At 68.5% G+C, this 18,625-nt stretch carries 18 protein-coding genes; 8 read left to right on the top strand and 10 right to left on the bottom strand.

Annotated features, from left to right (window positions below):
- Positions 1 to 10 precede the first annotated feature (10 nt).
- Positions 11 to 1,069 (bottom strand): magnesium and cobalt transport protein CorA, encoded by a 1,059-nt coding sequence (locus ON38_RS24690; RefSeq protein ID WP_039827366.1) that lies wholly within the window; start codon positions 1,067 to 1,069, stop codon positions 11 to 13.
- A 298-nt stretch (positions 1,070 to 1,367) separates the two neighbouring features.
- On the opposite strand from ON38_RS24690, the gene ON38_RS24685 reads away from it, so the two are divergent.
- Complete coding sequence (locus ON38_RS24685) at positions 1,368 to 1,775, top strand: hypothetical protein (RefSeq protein WP_039827365.1); 408 nt, start codon at positions 1,368 to 1,370, stop codon at positions 1,773 to 1,775.
- A gap of 96 nt (positions 1,776 to 1,871) precedes the next feature.
- On the opposite strand, the gene ON38_RS24680 is transcribed toward ON38_RS24685, so the two are convergent.
- The 4 genes from ON38_RS24680 to ON38_RS24665 are packed head-to-tail and all read right to left on the bottom strand — an operon-like array spanning position 1,872 to position 7,295.
- A complete protein-coding gene (locus ON38_RS24680) occupies positions 1,872 to 3,176 on the bottom strand; it encodes an MFS transporter (protein WP_051165136.1) in 1,305 nt (434 codons plus the stop codon).
- A gap of 31 nt (positions 3,177 to 3,207) precedes the next feature.
- Positions 3,208 to 4,416 (bottom strand): CaiB/BaiF CoA transferase family protein, encoded by a 1,209-nt coding sequence (locus ON38_RS24675; protein WP_039827392.1) that lies wholly within the window; start codon positions 4,414 to 4,416, stop codon positions 3,208 to 3,210.
- 11 nt (positions 4,417 to 4,427) lie between these two features.
- Positions 4,428 to 5,888 (bottom strand): dihydroorotase, encoded by a 1,461-nt coding sequence (locus tag ON38_RS24670; RefSeq protein ID WP_039827364.1) that lies wholly within the window; start codon positions 5,886 to 5,888, stop codon positions 4,428 to 4,430.
- A gap of 39 nt (positions 5,889 to 5,927) precedes the next feature.
- Complete coding sequence (locus ON38_RS24665) at positions 5,928 to 7,295, bottom strand: FAD-dependent oxidoreductase (protein ID WP_039827363.1); 1,368 nt, start codon at positions 7,293 to 7,295, stop codon at positions 5,928 to 5,930.
- A gap of 242 nt (positions 7,296 to 7,537) precedes the next feature.
- Here ON38_RS24665 and ON38_RS24660 point away from each other — a divergent pair, with 242 nt between their 5' ends.
- The 4 genes from ON38_RS24660 to ON38_RS24645 are packed head-to-tail and all read left to right on the top strand — an operon-like array spanning position 7,538 to position 11,503.
- Complete coding sequence (locus ON38_RS24660; protein ID WP_039827362.1) at positions 7,538 to 8,332, top strand: IclR family transcriptional regulator; 795 nt, start codon at positions 7,538 to 7,540, stop codon at positions 8,330 to 8,332.
- A complete protein-coding gene (locus ON38_RS24655; protein ID WP_039827361.1) occupies positions 8,329 to 9,171 on the top strand; it encodes an HpcH/HpaI aldolase/citrate lyase family protein in 843 nt (280 codons plus the stop codon). Before ON38_RS24660 ends, ON38_RS24655 begins: the two co-directional genes overlap by 4 nt.
- The gene (locus ON38_RS24650; protein ID WP_083873060.1) at positions 9,168 to 10,007 is read left to right on the top strand and encodes a cyclase family protein; all 840 of its coding nucleotides are present in this window, start codon (positions 9,168 to 9,170) and stop codon (positions 10,005 to 10,007) included. The genes ON38_RS24655 and ON38_RS24650 overlap by 4 nt, the downstream gene beginning before the upstream one ends.
- Positions 10,004 to 11,503 carry an MmgE/PrpD family protein gene (locus ON38_RS24645; RefSeq protein ID WP_245564182.1) on the top strand — a complete coding sequence of 500 codons (1,500 nt, stop codon included), beginning with the start codon at positions 10,004 to 10,006 and terminating at the stop codon, positions 11,501 to 11,503. The genes ON38_RS24650 and ON38_RS24645 overlap by 4 nt, the downstream gene beginning before the upstream one ends.
- A 216-nt stretch (positions 11,504 to 11,719) precedes the next feature.
- Here the strand turns inward: ON38_RS24645 and ON38_RS24640 are convergent, their stop codons facing one another.
- Positions 11,720 to 12,547, bottom strand: coding sequence for an alpha/beta fold hydrolase (locus ON38_RS24640; protein WP_039827360.1), 828 nt, complete (start codon positions 12,545 to 12,547; stop codon positions 11,720 to 11,722).
- A gap of 261 nt (positions 12,548 to 12,808) precedes the next feature.
- Between ON38_RS24640 and ON38_RS24635 the strand changes: the two genes are divergently transcribed.
- Positions 12,809 to 13,603, top strand: coding sequence for an LLM class F420-dependent oxidoreductase (locus ON38_RS24635; RefSeq protein WP_039827359.1), 795 nt, complete (start codon positions 12,809 to 12,811; stop codon positions 13,601 to 13,603).
- Positions 13,604 to 13,715: 112 nt separating this feature from the next.
- On the opposite strand, the gene ON38_RS24630 is transcribed toward ON38_RS24635, so the two are convergent.
- Entirely contained in the window at positions 13,716 to 14,366 is a 651-nt protein-coding gene (locus ON38_RS24630; RefSeq protein ID WP_039827358.1) for a DUF8020 domain-containing protein, read from the bottom strand.
- Between the two features lie 380 nt (positions 14,367 to 14,746).
- On the opposite strand from ON38_RS24630, the gene ON38_RS24625 reads away from it, so the two are divergent.
- A complete protein-coding gene (locus ON38_RS24625; protein ID WP_039827357.1) occupies positions 14,747 to 15,043 on the top strand; it encodes a hypothetical protein in 297 nt (98 codons plus the stop codon).
- 387 nt (positions 15,044 to 15,430) lie between these two features.
- On the opposite strand, the gene ON38_RS24620 is transcribed toward ON38_RS24625, so the two are convergent.
- Together ON38_RS24620 and ON38_RS24615 are read right to left on the bottom strand one after the other, a co-directional pair.
- Positions 15,431 to 15,925, bottom strand: coding sequence for a GNAT family N-acetyltransferase (locus ON38_RS24620; RefSeq protein ID WP_039827356.1), 495 nt, complete (start codon positions 15,923 to 15,925; stop codon positions 15,431 to 15,433).
- The gene (locus tag ON38_RS24615) at positions 15,922 to 16,623 is read right to left on the bottom strand and encodes an SDR family oxidoreductase (protein WP_039827389.1); all 702 of its coding nucleotides are present in this window, start codon (positions 16,621 to 16,623) and stop codon (positions 15,922 to 15,924) included. Before ON38_RS24615 ends, ON38_RS24620 begins: the two co-directional genes overlap by 4 nt.
- A 219-nt stretch (positions 16,624 to 16,842) precedes the next feature.
- Between ON38_RS24615 and ggh the strand changes: the two genes are divergently transcribed.
- The gene (ggh, locus tag ON38_RS24610; protein WP_039827354.1) at positions 16,843 to 18,180 is read left to right on the top strand and encodes a glucosylglycerate hydrolase; all 1,338 of its coding nucleotides are present in this window, start codon (positions 16,843 to 16,845) and stop codon (positions 18,178 to 18,180) included.
- A 5-nt stretch (positions 18,181 to 18,185) separates the two neighbouring features.
- Here the strand turns inward: ggh and ON38_RS24605 are convergent, their stop codons facing one another.
- A complete protein-coding gene (locus tag ON38_RS24605) occupies positions 18,186 to 18,611 on the bottom strand; it encodes an SdpI family protein (protein WP_039827353.1) in 426 nt (141 codons plus the stop codon).
- Positions 18,612 to 18,625: the final 14 nt, after the last annotated feature.

Genomic DNA, 18,625 nt, shown 5'->3' with positions numbered 1-18,625 from the left:
GGGGAGGAGGTCAAAGCCAGCCGTTGCGGCGGAACAGGACGACCAATCCACCGCAGGTCGCGAACATCACCGCCAGCACGACGGGGTAGCCCCAGGTCTGTTTCAATTCGGGCATGTGCTCGAAGTTCATCCCGTAGATTCCTGCGATCATCGTGGGGACCGCGGCGAGGGCGACCAGAGCCGAGATCTTGCGCATATCGGTGTTCTGCCGGACCGCGATCCGGGCCAGGGTCGCGCCGATCAGCGCGGAGAGTACGTCGTCGAAGTCGTGGACTCGTTCGGCGGCGGTGGTGTGATGGTCGGTGACATCGCGCAGGTACCGGCGGATCTCCTTGTTCAGGCCGGAATCGGGCCCGGTGAGTATCTGTAGGGGGAGGGCCAGCGGTATCACCGCACGGCGCAGTTCCACGATCTCGCGCTTGAGCTGATAGATCGATTCGATGGTGAGCCGGGAGCGGGGAGTGAACACTTCCTGCTCCATCTCCTCGACATCGGTTTCGATCTCCTGCACAACATCGAGATAGGCGTCGACGACATGGTCGGCGATCGCGTGGAGCACCGCGCCCGGTCCCAGCCGCAGGCGTTCGGGGTCGGCTTCCAGTTCCGCCCGGACCTGCCGTAACCCGGAATGTTCGCCGTGGCGGACCGCGACGACGAAATCGACGCCGAGGAAGACGAGTATCTCGCCCGTCAGCACGATTTCGCTGACGCTGTGCATATCGTGCTCGACATAGGCCACGGTCCGCATACCGAAAACCATCGTGTCGTCGTAGCGCTCCAGCTTCGGGCGTTGTTTCCCGGCCACCGCGTCCTCGACGGCCAGCCGGTGCAACCCGAATACCTCGGCGACCGTGCTCATCTGGTCGAGGTCGGGCTCGTGCAGGCCCAGCCATACGAACCCGCCACCGTCGCGTACCTCCGCCAGTGCCTCGGCGAACCCGTACCGCCCCGCCAATCGCCGCCCGTCACGATAGATGCCGCAGTCCACGACCGCCGGTGCCACCGGGACCGGTACCCGCGGAGACGACACTTCCGATCCGCCCTCGCGGTGATCCGTTCCACTCGACACCCCGCGAGCCTAGAACCACCTGCGGCCGGCCACCACCGCCGGCGTACTCGCGGTCGCCCGGCTCTCCGCGGGTGTAGCCGACGCGACCGCGGATCGGAGCACGGCGGGACGCGGGAGCTCTCGGCAGTCGCATGGTCCGGTTCCGGGTCGTGCCTGCCGCGGGCGGCAGGCCAGGGTCGCGCTCGATGTCAGCGGGCGTATCAGCTCGCCATCAGGCCGGTGTCAGCCGGGCCGGAGAAAGTGTCGTTGTCGCCGGTTCGAACGACCGGCCGCCACCGAACTCGAAGGAGAGAACGCCATGTCCATCACCCTGACCGACCAGGACAAAGCCACCGTCCGGACGGCCGCCTACGGCGCCGTATCGCTCATGTCGGCCGCCGATGTGTCCGGCTCACCGCACAAGGCCGCCACCGAGGGATCCCTCGCCCTGTGGTCGGCGACCGGGCCCATCGGGCATGTGCTGGCCGCGAAGTCCAAGGACATCGAGTTGAAGGGCAGGTCCGTCGCCCAGCTCGCCGACCGGGTACTGCCGGCGCTGACCGCGGCCATGAGCCTGTTGAAGGAGCAGGATGTGGCGGAGGCCGAGAACTTCCGCCGCACAGTGCTGGTCGCCGTCGAGGCGTCCACCCGGCCCGGCAAAGGGGCGCCGAGCCCGATCCTGGCCGATATGACCCGCAAGATCACCGCGGCTCTCGACGCCGCGTGAGCGGAGCAGCATCGCCGGGAAGAGCGAACGCACCGCGTAACCCCCTCATCGGGTTACGCGGTGCGTCGTGGCGGCGTCGGAGGACTCCGGCGCGGGTCAGCTCGCGGTGGTGAGTTCGCCTTCGGGTTCTCCCGGACGTACCCGCGGGTGCGCCGGGCGCTGCGGTTCCTTGGTGAAGAACAGCATCGCCGCCGCGCCGATCAGGCACAGGACCGTCATGACGATGAAACCGCCGTCGTAGGTTCCGGTCTCGGAGACGATGAAACCCATCACCGACGGGGCCACGATTCCGGAGAGGGCGAAGCACGCGTCGGCGAAACCGGCCGCGGTACCGGGCTGGGTCGGGGCCGCGTCGATCGAGGCCACCCACCAGATTCCCCCGGTGATGAAACCGAAGCCGACACCCGCGGAGATGCAGATCAGGGCGACGGTGAGATTGCCGGGGAAGAACAGGATCGGGGCGATCGAGGCACCGGCGAGCAGCAGTGCCACGCCGATGATGAGGAAGCGCGACCGGATGCTCTCGGTGCGTTTGTACACGCGGTCCACCAGGATGCCGCCGGCGAGCGCGCCGACCACACCGGCCGCCCACGGCGCCACCGAGAAGCCGCCGACCTCCTTGATGGAGAGCCCGAATTCGTGTTCCAGATACTGGGGGAGCCAGTACATGAAGGCCCAGAACATGAAACCCCAGGCGAAGTAGCCGAGTCCGACCAGCCACAGGTTGCGGTTACGCAGGATCTCGCCCCAGTCGACCTTCTCCTCGTGGCCGCTGTCCTCACCGTCGGCCTGGCCCGCCTTGATATAGGCCAGTTCCTCTTTCGAGACGAAGGACGCTTCGCCCGGGGAGTTCTTCAGGAACGGGTACGCCACGACCACCCAGACGATTCCGGCGACCGCCAGCACGAAGAACATGCCCTTCCAGCTGACCAGCTCGATCAACTGGGTGAGGATCGGGCCGCCGACCAGCAGGCTGCCGGAGACCGCGACGCCGCCGATGAGGGCCAGCGCCTTACCGCGTTCCTGTACCGGCAACCACCGGCTGGCGATCCGGGTCGCGGCCGGGAAGCAGGGCGCTTCGCCGGCCCCGAGGATGATCCGCAACAGGATCAGGCCGATGAACCCGCCCGCGAACGGGGTCAGCGCGGTGGCCGCGGCCCAGATGAACATCCCCGCGATGAGGACGCGGCGCGAACCGAACCGGTCGACCAGCGGCCCCGAGAGCAGGGCGAAAAGCATATAGCCGATCGAGAATGCGGAACTGATGACGCCGTACTGGCCGGTCGTGATTCCGAACTCGTCCCGCAGATGGCTTGCTGCGAACGAGATGGCGCTGCGATCGACATAATTCACCACCACCAGGCCCAAGATGATGGTGATTGTCCACCAACGCGATTTCATAGCGAACTCCTGAGATAAAGCTGCCGCGAGGTCAGATGACCCCGCGTGCCCGCAGGTCGTCGATGTCCTCGGGACTGCGCCCGAGGCGGGTGAGGACCTTGTCGGTGTCGGCACCGGCGGGTCGTCCGGTGTGCCGGATCGCCCCGGGCGATCGAGTCATGCGCCACATCACGTTCTGCATGCGCATGGGGCCGAGCTCGCTGTCCTCCACGGTGGTGACCATGTCGGTGGCGACGACCTGCGGATCGGTGAGCAGGTCGCTCGGACGGTAGACCGGTGCGACGGCCGCGCCGGCTTCTTCGAAAACACTCGTGACCTCGTCACGGGTTCGTTCGGCGATCCAGCCGCCGACGTATGTGTCGAGCAGGTCGGCGTGCCGGGCGCGGGTGCGCCCGGTCGCGAACCATTCCTCGTCGATCACCTCGGGATGTCCCACCAGTCGCATCACGCGTTCGGCGATGGCCTGGGCGCTGGTCGAGATCGCGACCCAGTGATCGTCCTTGGTGCGGTACAGGTTGCGGGGCGCGTTGTTCTGCGACCGGTTACCGGTCCGCTCCTGGTCGATTCCGAGCTGATCGGCGTAGATCACCCCGGGGCCGACCGCGGTCATGATCGGGGTGAGCAGGTCGAGGTCGACCTCCTGGCCGGTGCCGCCGTTGCGTTCGCGTTCGAACAGCGCCATCGAGACGGCCGAGGAACCGGCGACTCCGGCGATGGAATCGGCGAGCCCGAAGGCCGGCAGGGTGGGCGGCCCGTCGGGCTGCCCGGTCAGGTGGGCGAATCCGCTCATCGATTCGACCAGCGTGCCGAACGCCGGACGTTTGGCGTAGGGGCCGTGCTGCCCGAAACCGGTGACGCGCAACATGATCAGCCCCGGGTTGCGGGAGGACAGTTCCGGGTAGGACAGGCCCCAGCGTTCGAAGGTGCCCGGCCGGAAGTTCTCGATCACCACATCCGCTTCGGCGGCCAGATCCCGGAAGATCTGCTGGCCGTCGGGAGTGCCGAGGTTCAGTGTGATCGTCTGCTTGTTGCGGGCGACCATCTTCCACCACAGCGGGATCCCGTCCTTGTCGAGGCCGTGGCCGCGCATCCCGTCCGGTTTCTGCGGGTGCTCGATCTTGATGACCTCGGCGCCGAAATCACCCAGGATCTGCGCGGTCAGTGGTCCGGCCAGGATGGTGGAGGCATCCAGGACCTTGATGCCGCGCAGAGGGCCGGTCGGCTGCTTCTCGTCGCTCAACACCGGGCTCCTCAGTACGGCCGCGAGATGTAGCGGCCCGCGGGCTCGCCGGTGACCACGCCGTCGGCCAGCACCCGGTGACCGCGCACGAAGGTGTCGGTGACCGCCGCGGTCAGCTCGAAGCCCTCGAACGGCGTGTACTCCTGGGTGGATTCGGAATCCGCGGCGCGTACGGTCCAGGTGCGGTTCGGGTCGACGATCGCGATATCGGCGTCGACGCCCTCGGTCAGGCGGCCCTTGCCGGGCAGGCCGTAGCGGTCGGCCGGGTTGGACGCGGTGAGCTGGGCGATCCGGCGCAGCGACAGACCCCGCTTGCGGCCCTCGGTGAGCAGCCCGGGCAGCAGGTATTCGGTGCCGCCGAAACCGGACTTGGCGGCGAATACATCGTCGCGGTCCTCGCCGAACTTCACCTCGTCCTTGCAGCAGGCGTGGTCGGAGACGACCCAGTCGATATTGCCGGCGAGCAGGTGCTCCCACAGCGCCTCGACATCCTCGCGCGGGCGGATCGGCGGATTCACCTTGGCGCCCAGGCCGTTCGCGTTGTCGATATCGGTGAGCAGGTGACCGATGGTGACCTCGCGGCGGAAGTTCACATGCGGGAACGCCTCGGCCATCTTCATGGCGGCCTTCAGCGCCTTGGCCGAACTCAGGTGCAGCAGGTTGATATTCGGCAATCCGGTCTCGTCGGCCAGGAAGGACGCGATGGTCACGGCCAGACCCTCGGAGTGCTGCGGGCGCGAGGCGCTGTAGGCGGCGAGACCGCTGAGCGTGCCCTCCTGCTCCACGATCTTGGTGTAGGCGCTCATGATCTCGGCGGTCTCACAGTGCAGCGACAGCGAGATGTGCTCGGCGAGTTCGGGGAACTGCTCCCGCGCCTTCTGCACCCCGCGCATCACGAACTCGAAATGCGCGATGTCGTAGCGCTCGTCCTCGGGGATCATGAGGAAATCGCTCTGCGAGGTGGATCGCCCGTGCAGGCCGTGGCTGCCGTAGAACATGAAGATCTTGAACGAGGTCACGCCCTGATCGGCGGCCAGGTCCGGGATCTCGCCGATGTGCTCCTTGGACATGGGCGCCAGGTGGAAGGCGTAGTCGATGTAGCTGCGTCCGGCCGAGGCGTCCAGCACCTCCGGGAAGAAGTCGGCGTAGGCGCCGCCCTTGTTCAGGTAGTACTGCCCGGTCCGCATATAGGTCAGCGCGGTGGTGACACCGCCCTGGGCACTCGCGCGGGATTCGGTCTGCGTGTCCTCGGCCAGGGGGTTGTAGATGCCCCAGTGCTGATGCGCGTCCACCACGCCGGGGAAGATCAGCTTGCCGGACGCGTCGACGATCTCGGCGTCCGCGGACTCCAGGTTCGCGCCGATGGCGGCGATCTTGCCGTCGACGATCAGGATGTCCGCGGCCTCGCCCTCCTTGGGGGCCGAGTTGTCGGTGCGCACCACGGTGCCGTTCTTGATCAGGTACGAGGTCATTTCTTCTCCTGGCGAATATCCGAAAGGTGAAATCTGGGGTCAGGCGGCGACCGGACTGCTCACGTGCTCGGCGGCGAGGAAGGCCAGGCCGAGTGCGGTGATGAGGCCGTTGCCCGCGAGGTAGCCACCGGCGCCGTGGCCGGAGATACCGATGGCCGCACCGCCCGAGGCGTACAGGCCGGGGACACGCGTGCCGCCGGCCAGTACCCGCGCGTGTTCGTCGACCACCAGACCGCCCTGGGTGTGGAACAGGGCGGGGGTGACGGCGATGGCGACATAGGGCGCGGTGAGGGGGTGGCGGTCGTCGGTGCGACCCTGCCGGTCCGGTTCCGTGCCCGCCGCGGCCCGGCGCGCGGCACCGAGTTCGTCGTCCAGCGCGGCGGCCGGTACGCCGATCCGTTCGGCCAGCTCGGCCGCCGTCGCGGCGCGGACCAGCGAACCGCTCTCGGCGACCGCGCGAAAATCGTCGAACACCGAGCACAGCGCTTCGATGTGCTCGTCGATGACGATCCATCCGGCGCCGCCGGGCTGGGCCGCGAGGATGGCCGCGAATTCCGAATAACCCGTGGTCTCGGGTGCGAACCGGCGGCCCTCGCTGTTCACGATGACGCCGCCGTGGACGACGGTGGCCCAGCCGATGAGGGTCTGGCTGCGCGCGGAGAGCGCCGCGTGCCCCTGGTAGGCGTCGAGGAAACCGGTGTCGGCGCCCAAGCCCTGCCCGATCCGCAGCGCGTCGCCCCGGCTGAACTGTCCGCCGTGGTAGTGGGCGTCGGCGATCTCCGGGATCCAGCGGCGTACCAGCTCGCTGTCGGCGCCGAAGCCGTTGGTCGCGAGCAGCACGGCGGGGGCGGTCAGCTGTTCGGCGTTCCCGTCCGGGGTGGCGATTTCTACGCCGGTGACCCGGCCGTCGGTGGTGTGCACCTCGCGCAGGCTCATCGGCGCGATCAACTCGATCCGCGGATGGGCGCGGGCGCGCTCGACCAGGTGGCGCAGCAGCTTGGAGCCATGGCGGCCGGGAATGGTGTGGCAGCGGTCGGCGCTGTGCCCGGGGTAGCGGAAGTCGGTGACCAGTTCGAGGTCGAGTTCCTGGGCGTCGGCCAGCCAGGTGACCAGCCGCGCGCTCGACTCGGCCAAGGCCCGGGCCAGGCGGTGATCGGCCGTACCGCCGGTTTTGCGGTCGATATCGGCGAGGAACCGGTCCGGGCTGTCCGCGACGCCCGCGGCCCGCTGCCAGCGGGTGCCGGCGGCCGGGATCATCGCGGTGCACATCGAGGTGTTGTTCCCGCGCTGGAAGTACTCGTCGGCGTCGACCACGAGCACATTCGCGCCGAGTTCGGCCGCGCGCAGCGCAGCGACCAGGCCGCCGCCCGCACCGGCGACGACGAGATCGAAATCCGGACCGTCCACGCTTCCTCCTAGTCTGTTCCGCTTAGCGGAACGCAAGAATGTGGTCCCCTGCACTATGCACGTTCGACAATCCGGACACAAGTGCCTGTAGAAACGATTAACGCGGACGAAACTCATGCATGAGCCGGTCGGGCGGCCTGGACAATCGTTTCGCTAAGCGGTACAACTTTGTTCAGATGTACGTCGGTCGCGCGGTAGCGTCGCCGTCGGAACAACGAAAACCCCGCAGAAACGGAGCCACGATGGAGTCCTCCAGTGGAGGCACCACGTCTGCCGCCCGGGCCGCCGATGTGCTGCTCGAGTTCGGCCGCCGGTCGAGCGCGCTCGGCGTCTCGGAGATCGCCCGCTCGACCGGTATGTCGAAGGCGGTCGCCCACCGCATCCTCACGACCTTCGTCGAATGCGGTCTGCTGCTCTACGAGCCCGCGACCCGCCGGTACCTGCTCGGTCCGGCGGCGGCGACGCTCGGCGCGCGCGCACTGGACGTATCCCCGCTGCGGCGGATGGCCCGCGAGGCCCTGGTGGACCTACAGCGCGCCACGGGCGAGACGGCGACCGTCACCGGCCGGTTACCGGGAGGTCGCGTCTACCTCGATCAGGTCGAGAGTACTCAGGAAATCAAGATGACCGTCGAGCTGGGTCGTCGGTTCGACCTGCACAGCGGCTCGTCGGGCCGGATAATCCTGGCCTACCTCTCCGAGGAGGAACAGGACGATCTGCTGTCGCGACCGCTGCCCCGGCTGACCGCCACCACCATCGTCGACCCCGCGTCGCTGCGCGCGGCGCTGCGGGAGGCGCGGGAACGGGGAGTGTGCCGGTCCACCGGGGAGCGCCAGGAGGGCGCCGGGTCGATCGCCGCCCCGGTGTTCGGGGCCGACGGCGCGGTGATCGGATCGGTATCGGTCTGCGGGCCGAGCTACCGGATGACCGCGCAAGCGTGCGACCGCTACGAGAGCGCGCTGGTCGAGGCGGCGCAGCGGGTTTCGCGGGCACTGGGGTACCGGACGCCGAATCCCGTAGCGGCGGAGGCGAAATGACCCCGCGCAGCTGGCTCTACGTGCCCGGTCACCGCGACGACCGGATCGGCAAGGCGATCGACAGCGCCGCCGACGCCGTGGTGATCGACCTGGAGGACGCCGTACCGGTCCACGCGAAGGAGCGCGCGCTGGCAAATGCCCTCGCCGCTCTGCGCACGGCAGCACCGGAGCGCCGGGTCTGGTTGCGGCTCAATGCCATCGGGTCGTCCTGGTTGGACAATGAGCTCGCCGAACTGGCCGCCGCGCCGACCCCGCCCGCCGGGGTGCGCCTCCCCAAGGCCGAAACCCCCGAATCGGTGGCGGCCACGACCGACCGGCTCACCTGTCAGGTGCACGCCATCATCGAATCCGCCGCGGGCCTGCTCGCCGCGCCCGCTATCGCGAAATGTCATCCGCGGGTCACCGGTATCGCGCTGGGCGAAGCCGATCTGGCCGCCGATCTGCGTACCGAGGCCGAGGGCCTGGCGTGGGCGCGCGGCTGGATCGTCACCGCGGCGCGCGCCGCCGGACTGTCCTCACCGGTCCAGAGCGTCTGGACCGCGGTCGAGGATGCGGCCGGACTGGCGGAGACCTCGCGCACCGGCCGCGCCCAGGGTTTTTTCGGCCGTTCGGTCATCCATCCCGACCAGATCGGCATCGTCAACCAGGCCTTTACACCGTCGCCGGAGGAACAGGGCCGAGCCCGGCGAATCGTGGAGTGCGCGGCCGCGTCCCAGGCGGCGGGGGAATCCGCGGTTCTCGACGAGAACGGCAGATTCATCGACCCCGCCGTCGTCGCGAACGCCCGCGTGGTGCTCGACCGGGCAGAGGCCACCGCAGAACGAGGAGTGAGAGCATGACCGAACACACCGTGTCCGCCGCGCCGGACGCGCTGTTGCACGCCGTGGTGAACAGCGATGTCGACGTCGTCGAGCTGGGACATCCGTATACGACGGGTATGCCCTGCTCGCCCAACCATCCCGGCTTCCGGATGACCCTGATCCGCCGGCACGGCGATATGGTCCGCCCGGACGGCGGATCGGCGTCCAACGAGATCATTGTGACCGGTGGGCACGTCGGCACCCATGTCGACGCCCTGTCCCATGTCAGCCACTGCGGCAAACTGCACGGCGATATCGACGCCGAGGAAGCCCAGCGCGGCGGGCGGTTCTCCCAGTTGGGCGCGGAGACGATCCCCTTCATGCTCCGGCGCGGACTGCTGCTGGACGTACCGCGGGTGCGCGGGGCGGACGCTCTGGAAGCCGGACAGGCCGTCACCGAGCAGGATCTGCGCGATGCCGCCGATGCGGCCGGAGTCACCCCGCGGCGTGGGGACGTCGTACTCATCCGTACCGGCTGGGCGCGGCATTTCGACGACGCCCAGCGCTATCTCGGTCAGCAGGACGGGGTCCCGGGCGCCGATGTGGGCGCGGCGCAGTGGCTGGCCGCCGCCGGGATCGTGGCCGCGGGCGCGGATACCACCGCCTTCGAACATATTCCGCCCGGTAAGGGGCACAGTGTGCTGCCGGTGCACCGGGTGCTGCTGGTGGAGAACGGAATCCACATCATCGAGCACCTGAACCTGGAGGACGCGAGCGCCCGCGGCCTGACCGAGTTCACCTTCGTGATGGCGCCGCTGCGCATCACCGGCGGTACCGGTTCGCCCGTGCGCCCGGTCGCGGTGGTGGCGGCATGAGCGAGTCAGGCCCGGAGGCGGTAGCGAAGCGTGACCACGCAGGGCCCTCGCTCATGCCCGGACGGCACAGCGTGCCCGCCGCCCGCCACGACCTCACCAGCACCGTGGTCGGCCGGCTCGCCGCGCTCGCCGCGGATACCCGCGCCGCCGGGCTCCCCGCCGAACTCCGTAAGGATGTGGCCCGCCGCGTCCTCGATGTACTCGGCAACTCCCTGGCCGCCCAGGGACAGCCGTCGGCCCGGGCCGTCACGGCCGTGGCGCGCGGCTGGGCCGGCGCCGCCGCGGCCACCGGTATCGGCACCGGACAGCGTTTCCCCGCCGCCACCGCCGCGCTGGTGAACGGCACCCTCGCGCATTCGATGGACTCCGACGACACCCATCTGCCGTCGGTACTGCATCCGTCGGCATCCGTGGTCCCGGCCGCTCTCGCGGTCGGGGAGACCACCGGTGCTTCCGGTGCCGCTGTCCTGGACGCGGCAGGTGTGGGTATCGAGATCGCGGTGCGCCTGGGCATGGGCGGCTACGACGAAGAACTGGGTAATTCCGAGTTCTTCGAACGCGGCCAGCACGCGACATCCATCTGCGGCGCCGTCGGCTCCGCCGCCGCGGCGGCCATGCTCTACGACCTCGACGCCGAAGGTATCGCGGACGCGATGGGTATCGCCGCCAGCTTCGGTGCCGGACTGCTGGAGGCCAACCGGACCGGCGGCACGGTGAAGCGCGCGCACTGCGGCTGGGCCGCGCATTCGGGGGTCACCGCGGCCGAATTCGCCCGGCACGGGCTCACCGGTCCGCCCACCGTGATCGAGGGCCGGTTCGGCTTCCTGCACGCCTTCTGCGGTGACCGGGCAGATACGGCCAAGGTCGTGGACCGCCTCGGTGAGCACTGGGAACTGCCCGGGATCTTCTTCAAGCCGTACCCGTGTAACCACTTCACCCACGCCGGTATCGATGCCGCCCGCGCGCTGCGAGCGGCCGGCCTCGATCCGGACGCGATCGTGGAGATCGACCTCGGCGTGCCGACACCGGTGCTCCGCACCATCGCCGAACCGCCGACCGCCAAGGCGGCCCCGGAGTCCGGTTATCACGCGGCCTTCTCCGGGCCGTTCACAGTGGCACGGGCGCTGCTCGGCGGTTCCGGGCTGGGCGTGGGTCATGCCGACTTCACCGACGAAGCCGCTCGCGACGCGCGCACGCTGGAGTTGGCCGCGCTCGTTGTCGCCCACGCCGACGCCCGGTGCGACGAGATCTACCCGCACCAGTTCCCGGCCGTGCTTCGGGTGCGCACCCGCGACGGGCAGTGGCACGAGGCACGCGTCGACCACAATCGCGGCGGCCCGGCGAACCCGCTCTCCGATGACGAACTCACGTTGAAGTTCGACCTGAATGTGGAAGGCCACCTGTCCGCGGTGCAGGCGGGGACGGTCGCCGAGCGCGCGCTCGCCCTGCCCGCGGCCGGATCGCTGGACAGTCTCATGTCGCTCGTCCGGGGCTGATCCCCGGCACCCGGTCCCGAGGCGGTGGCGAACCCGCCGTCCCCGGGCTCGACCGGCACCAGTGGAAGAGCCCCGCGGTCTCCCGGTACCCCGGGCGCCGCGGGGCTCTTTCGTGTTCGTGGTGGCCGATGCCACCGCCGGTCGGGGCGCGGCCCGGACAGTGCCGTGGACCGCGCCCCGTGCGTGCGTCCGGAACGCGGTCCGGGCCCCGTTCCGTCAGCGGTCGAGGAACTCCAGCAGGTCGGCGTTGAACTTCTCTTTGTCTCCCGGGACGAGGGCGATACCGTGCGAACCGCCCTCGTACACCTTCAGTGTCGCATCCGGGATGATCTCGGCGGATTTGCGTCCGGTGGCATCGATCGGCACCACCTGATCGTCGTCACCGTGCACGACCAGAGTGGGGACGTCGAACTTCTTCAGATCCTCGGTGAAATCGGTGTACGCGAACGCGTCGACGCATTTCACCGCGGCCTGGATGCTCTCCTGTATACCCATGAACCAGAACGCGTCACGATTTCCCTGCGTCACTTTGTTACCCGGGCGATTCGCGCTGAAGAACCCTTCCGACGTGTCCTTCCAGAATTGCGAACGCTCGGCGAGAATTCCGGATTTGATCTGGTCGAAAACCTCGTCCGGCACACCTTCGGGGTTGCTCTCGGTCTTGCTCATCAGCGGCGGGATGGCCGAGAGCAGTACCGCGGAGTGCACCCGCGCGGTCCCGTGCCGGCCGATATAGCGGGCGAGCTCACCGCCACCCATACTGTGTGCCACCAGCGTCGCGTCCTGGACATCCAGACTCGTCAGCAGATCGTTCAGGTCATCGGCGAAGGTATCGAAATCGTAACCGTTCCACGGCTGATCCGAACGGCCGTGACCGCGCCGATCGTGGGCGATACCGCGATAACCGTTGTCCGCCACGAATTTCATCTGATCTTCCCAGGCATCGGCGTTCAACGGCCAGCCGTGTATGAAAACGACCGGGCGGCCACTGCCCCAATCCTTGTAATAGATGTTCACCTTGTCGCGTGTCGTGCACACAGGCATGGGCGGAGCCTCCTTCTGTGCGTGGTTCGCCGACCGGTAGCGGGTCGTGACAACGAGACGCCGCCCGAAATGCTACCGACGGAAAGGCCCGGAAAAGGGGCTGTATTCATCCGTTACGTAATCAATGCGCGACCGGAACGGTCGCCGGTATCGGGCGGGCGTCGATGGGCGGCCGAGCCCACCGTTTCCGCTCGGCCGGGAGCTCGCGCCCCCGGTAGCCTCGGATCCGGGAGATCACCCGACGACGAGGAGTCAAACAAGATGAGCCGACCGGTTCGGATCGGAGTCCAACTCCAGCCCCAGCACGCGCCCGATTACGGACTCATCCGCGACGCCGTATTGCGGGCCGAGGACGCGGGTGTGGACATCGTCTTCAACTGGGATCACTTCTTTCCGCTGTACGGGGACCCCGACGGCGCGCATTACGAATGCTGGACCATGCTCGGCGCGTTCGCCGAACAGACCGAACGGGTGGAGATCGGCGCGCTGGTCACCGGCGGCGGTTACCGCAATCCGGATCTGCTCGCCGATATGGCCCGCACCGTGGACCGGATCAGTAACGGCCGGCTCATCCTCGGTATCGGGTCGGGCTGGTTCGAGCGCGACTACGACGAGTACGGATACGACTTCGGTACCGCCGGCAGCCGCCTGAACCTGCTCAAGGAGTACCTGCCCCGCATCACCGGCCGGTTGGCGAAGCTCAACCCGCAGCCGGTGCGTGAGATCCCGGTACTCATCGGTGGCGGCGGGGAGAAGAAGACACTGCGACTGGTGGCCGAGTACGCCGATATCTGGCACAGCTTCGGCGAGCTGGACGTGTTCACCCACAAGAGCCAGGTGCTCGACGAGCACTGCGCGCGGGTGGGCACCGAAACCGACAAGATCGAGCGGTCGGTGGCCTGGCCGGGCGCGGAGAAGGCACCGGACTATCTGAAGGCGGGGGCCACCCTGTTCACAGTCGGCATCACCGGTCCGGACTACGACCTCACCCAGGTCCGCGAGGCCATCGCGTGGCGCGACGAGATCAATCCGGAACCGGTCAGCGGTATCGCCTGACCACCGGCACAGCATTCGGGCCCGGTCTGCCATCGCAGACCGGGCCCGAGAGGTTTCGTATGCCGGGCGGACCGGGTCACCGACCCGTGTTCACCGATCCCCCCGGGTGGGCTCAGTTAGCCGACTGAACCTGCTGCCGCGGCGCCCACTGCGTCGTGCCGGGAGCGGCTACCAGGGTGTTGATCAGATCGATGCCCGCGATGATCAGCGTCGGCCCGCCGACGACGATGGTGCCGATGATGCCACCGATAGCGGCTGCGGTGACGATTCCGGGTATGCCGGTCACCGGCCCGCCCGCCCACGTGGCCAGTCCGACCACTGCGCCCAGCGCCGTACCGATGAAGCCGCCGATGGCGGTGGCCAGACCGAACTGGGAGGCGAAGTTGTTCTGAGCCGCGTAGTTCTCCTGCGGCGAGGCCACCGGCTTCGCCGCGGGCCGAGCCGCCGCCACATCCTTGACCGCGGTCAGTTCGAGCACCCGGCCCTCGTCGCGCACCGCGTGCGGAAGCGGGTACTCCGTGGCGCCCTCGCGTACCGCGAGGGGCAACGTCACCACGGTGGTGCCGGAGTTGTCCAGGATCTCGACTGCTTCGCCGTCGATCTCGAATGTGCCGTTGGTGAGAGTGGTGACCACTCTGTTACCGATGAGCTCGGCGCGGTAGCCGATCTCGGGAGTCGCGGGTTCTGCGTGCACGACTGCCGCGCCCACAGTTGTGGTGGCGAGCAGCGGCACTACGGCCGCAACGATCTTGCGGATCATCATGAGGTCTCGTGTCCGATCTTCATCACGGTGTTGCCAGTGGATTAACCAGCCAGAACTTCGCGCAGCTATCGGCCGCCGGGCATAAACGCTGCCGCCCGGCGGTTTCGAACTCCATCGACGTTACGCGGTTGGTACCCGAAAGACATAAAAACCGTGCGAGAAATTCCCCGAACCGGTTTGAAGACCGAGTGATTCGGGTAAATATTCGGGTTGGCTATAGCTGGGGAGGTTGGGGGGTGCTCCCGCGAACCGCCGCCTCGTCGGGGCTCGGCGCATTGGTGGCTACCTGCATTGATGCGCACTTGGTAATGTATTTCAGTGCGAAGTTCCAGGTGACCGTTTCGAGCAGAGCAACCCCTTCGAGGAAAGAGGGAACACCGATGACAACGGCACACGATCAGCATACCGACCACACGCATGTACACGGGCCGGACTGCGGTCATGTCGCGGTCCCGCACGGTGATCACGTCGACTACGTCCACGACGGACATCTGCACCGGGCCCACGAAGGGCACTTCGACGAGTGTGAAACCCACGGGCACACCGAGGTCTCGGCGCACGACCACGTCCACGGCGAGGGTTGCGGTCATGTCGCGGTACCGCACGGTGACCATGTGGACTACATCCACGACGGGCACCGGCACGCCGCCCACGACGGACACTACGACGAGCACTGAGCGACCGCTACCGAAAGTTGCGTCGGCGGGCGCCACTGCGCGCCCGCCGATCTCGCGCGTCGGTGTGCCCGGACCCCGGCGGGATCACCGTCCCAGCCGAGTCCTGCCCGGCCCGCGCGAGAGTTTGTTCAAGCGCGCCTACAAGCGATGACTGGTGGCTACGGCCGGCGAACCGGCTCAGGCTGGTGCCGAGGCCGACCCGATTCGCGATGCGCGGCCTCGTGGTGATGTACCTGGAATTTCGAAAGGCTCGACGAACGCTCGGTCGAGACCAGTTCACCACGGCTCCTTCGGAACTGTTGCCGAAGCATTGGCCTGCAATGGGTTTCGCACGAGAAAACCCGGAGCGACGCATCCGTTCGACAGTCGCCTCGTCATACCGCTCGATCAGGCGGGCGGTAGCAGCACCACCACGTACTCGACCGAGCGTTCACCTTGCACGCAGATATGACGACCCGACTCCAGGAATCCCAGGGTCCGCAGCAGTCGCCGGCTGCGGGTGTTCCAGTGTTGGACGACCGCGCGCATCCGGGCGGTGCTGTGGTCGCGGCGGACATCGGCGAGCACAGCCCTGCCGAAGCTCGCGCCGTGTCCCCGGCCGACCCAGGTCGGATCCATCCCCGCCCCGAGGTCGATCACCCCGGGTGCAGCGGTCAGGCCGGGCACCCGCGCCTGTGCTCCGGTGCAGTAGAAGCCGACCAGCAGATCGTCAGCGGCGCCGACCACGGCCCGATAACCGTCGGCGGCATCGAGCGGTTCGTCGCCCGCCGGGTCGTAAACAGCCCACGGGCCGTCGTAACGCCACGCCGCTACCCGCCGCGCGTCGTCCGGGGTCCAGGGGCGTACGACCAGGCGGTCCGGCCAGCGTACGGCTGCGTTCACCAGGGCCGCAGCACGATCTCGGTGGGATGTGCGTCGCGCGGGGTGTCGATCGCGTTCCGGATGGCGCGAGCGACCGTCTCCGGGCGCAGGAACTGATCGGGCTCGTAGGCGCGGCCCTCTCCGGCCACGATCGCGCGCTGCATATCGGTATCGATACGGCCGGGATGAACAGAGGTCACCCGCAGCGCCGGCTCCTCCAGCCGTAGTGCGTCACCGAATGCCCGCAGCCCGAACTTGCTGGCCGCGTAGGAGGCCCAGCCGGCATTGGCACGCAGACCCGCACCCGAATTGACGAGCACCACATGGCCGCCGGCCGCCCGCAGGGCCGGCAACAGCAGGCGGGTCAGCTCCGCGACGGCGATGAGATTGGCCTCGAGCGTGTCACGCCACTGGCGCACCGAGGATTCCGCGATCGTGCCCAGATCGGCGATCCCCGCATTGTGGACCAGTACGTCCAGCCGTTCGATCGGCGTCGTCGCGTCCGCCACTGCCGCGTAATCGGTGAGTTCCACCGGCCACCCGGTGGCCTCGGGCAGTTCGGCCAGGATCGCTTCCAGCCCGGCCGGGGTGCGCGCGCCCAGGAGCAGCCGGTGGTCCACAGCCAGCTCCCGGGCGACCGCCGCGCCCAGTCCGCGTCCGGCGCCGGTGATCAGCGCTACCGGCCGCTCGCCGGGCGCGCGGTCGGCTTCCTGCTGCATATCGCCACTCCTCGAATCGTCACCCGCCGGTCCGCTGCGTGCGGTCCGCCGGACAGCGTGCCATATCGCGCCGGGCCGCGGCGGCGGCGCGAGGGCCGGCAGGTTCGTGTAGCGCGGATGAAATATGCCGCACACCGGACCGAAACCGTAACTCGGTAGATATTGCGACCGCACGTACCGATGGAGCGCGTGACCGGTCCGAACCAGCAAGATATAGAGATGGCACACCCAGGTTTCACTCCCACGCAGCTCGCCGCCCGCGCGGCCTATCTGCTGCGCGGCAACGATTTGGGAACCATGACCAGCGCCGCCCCCCGGCTGTATCCGCACATGTGGAGCTGGGACGCGGCCTTCGTGGCGGTGGGACTGGCGCCGTTGAGCGTGGAACGCGCGGTGATCGAACTCGACACCCTGCTCTCGGCGCAGTGGAAGAACGGCATGATCCCCCATATCGTTTTCGCCAACGGGGTGGACGGCTACTTCCCCGGCCCGGCCCGCTGGGAATGCCGGCTGCTGGCCGCCAACGCACCCGCCGGCCCGGACACCTCGGGAATCACCCAGCCGCCGGTCCATGCCATCGCTGTCCAGCGCATCCTGGACCATTCGCGCCGGCACGGCCGCACTACGCGTGCGGTGGCCGAAGAATTCCTCAACCGGCGCTGGGCCGATCTGGTGCGCTGGCATCGCTGGCTGGCCCATGCCCGCGACCCGCTGGGCAGCGGGCGCATCACGCTCTATCACGGCTGGGAATCGGGGATGGACAACTCCCCGCGCTGGGACCGGGCCTACGAGCACGTGGTGCCCGGCGATCTGCCGCCCTACCGGCGCGAGGACGTCCTCGTTGTCGCCGACCCCACCCAGCGGCCCACCGATCGGGAATACGACCGCTACCTATGGCTGGTGGAGCAGATGCGCCGCGCCCGCTACGACGACGACGCCCTCAGTTCGATGATGGACTTCGCGGTCGAGGACGTGTTCGTGACCGCGATCTTCGCCCTGGCCTGCGAGGTCCTCGGGCAGATCGGTGAGGAGTACCACCAGGCCAGATCGGATGTCCGGGAACTCTTCGGCTGGGCCGACCGGTTCCGCGCCGGAGTGATCGCGACCACCGACGCCCGCACCGGGGCGGCGCGCGACTACGACACCCGCCTGCAACGCTGGATCGCCACCGAGACGCTGGCCATGTTCGCGCCCCTGATCAGCGGCGGGCTGCCCCGGGCCACCGAACGCAACCTGCTGCGCCTGTTCGAGGGCCCGCGCTTCTGCGGCCACCCCGACCTGCGCTACGCGCTACCGCCCTCCACCTCACCGGTCTCGAAGGATTTCCGGCCGCGTGAATACTGGCGCGGCCCGGTGTGGCCGGTGATGAGCTGGCTGTTCTCCTGGGTGTTCGCCCACCGCGGCTGGGCGGAGCGCTCCTTCATGCTGCGGGCCGAAGCACTGCGCCAGGCCAGCGACGGTAGCTTCGCCGAGTACTACGAACCGTTCACCGGGGAACCGCTGGGCAGTATGCAGCAGTCGTGGACGGCCGCGTCGGTACTGGACTGGCTGGGCTGACCCGGTCAGACCGGCCGGGAGCCGGCCGCCGGTTCGCACATCTCCTTGAGCGAGCAGCCGCCGCAGGACCCACCGCAACCCCCGGCGGGCTCCGGCGGCGGGGCGACGGCCTCGGCCGCCCGGGCCCCCGCGGTCGCCCCCGCGCCCAGGGTGAACAACGCGATGACCAGCACCCCCGCCGCCACCAGTACCCCGGTGAATCCGCCGGCGGCCATGACGACCAGGCCACCCGCGGACAGCAGCGCGGCCGAGATGAGCAGTGTGGGCGCGGCGACCCGGTTGGCGGCCCGGAACGCGGTCTCGTCACGCAGCGCGGCCTCGGTGTGGACACCGATATAGCGGTTGCCGGGCAGACGGCCGATGAGGCCGAGCACACCCGTCGCCAGGGCCACCACGGCCAGGACGAACAGGAGAATCGCGACAACGAACACCCCGTGAGCCTAGC

It is taken from the genome of Nocardia testacea NBRC 100365, assembly GCF_000308775.1.
GTDB lineage: Bacteria > Actinomycetota > Actinomycetes > Mycobacteriales > Mycobacteriaceae > Nocardia > Nocardia testacea.
The sequence above is the reverse complement of the archived record's forward strand: the minus strand, read 5'-3'. Positions and strand labels throughout refer to the sequence as shown.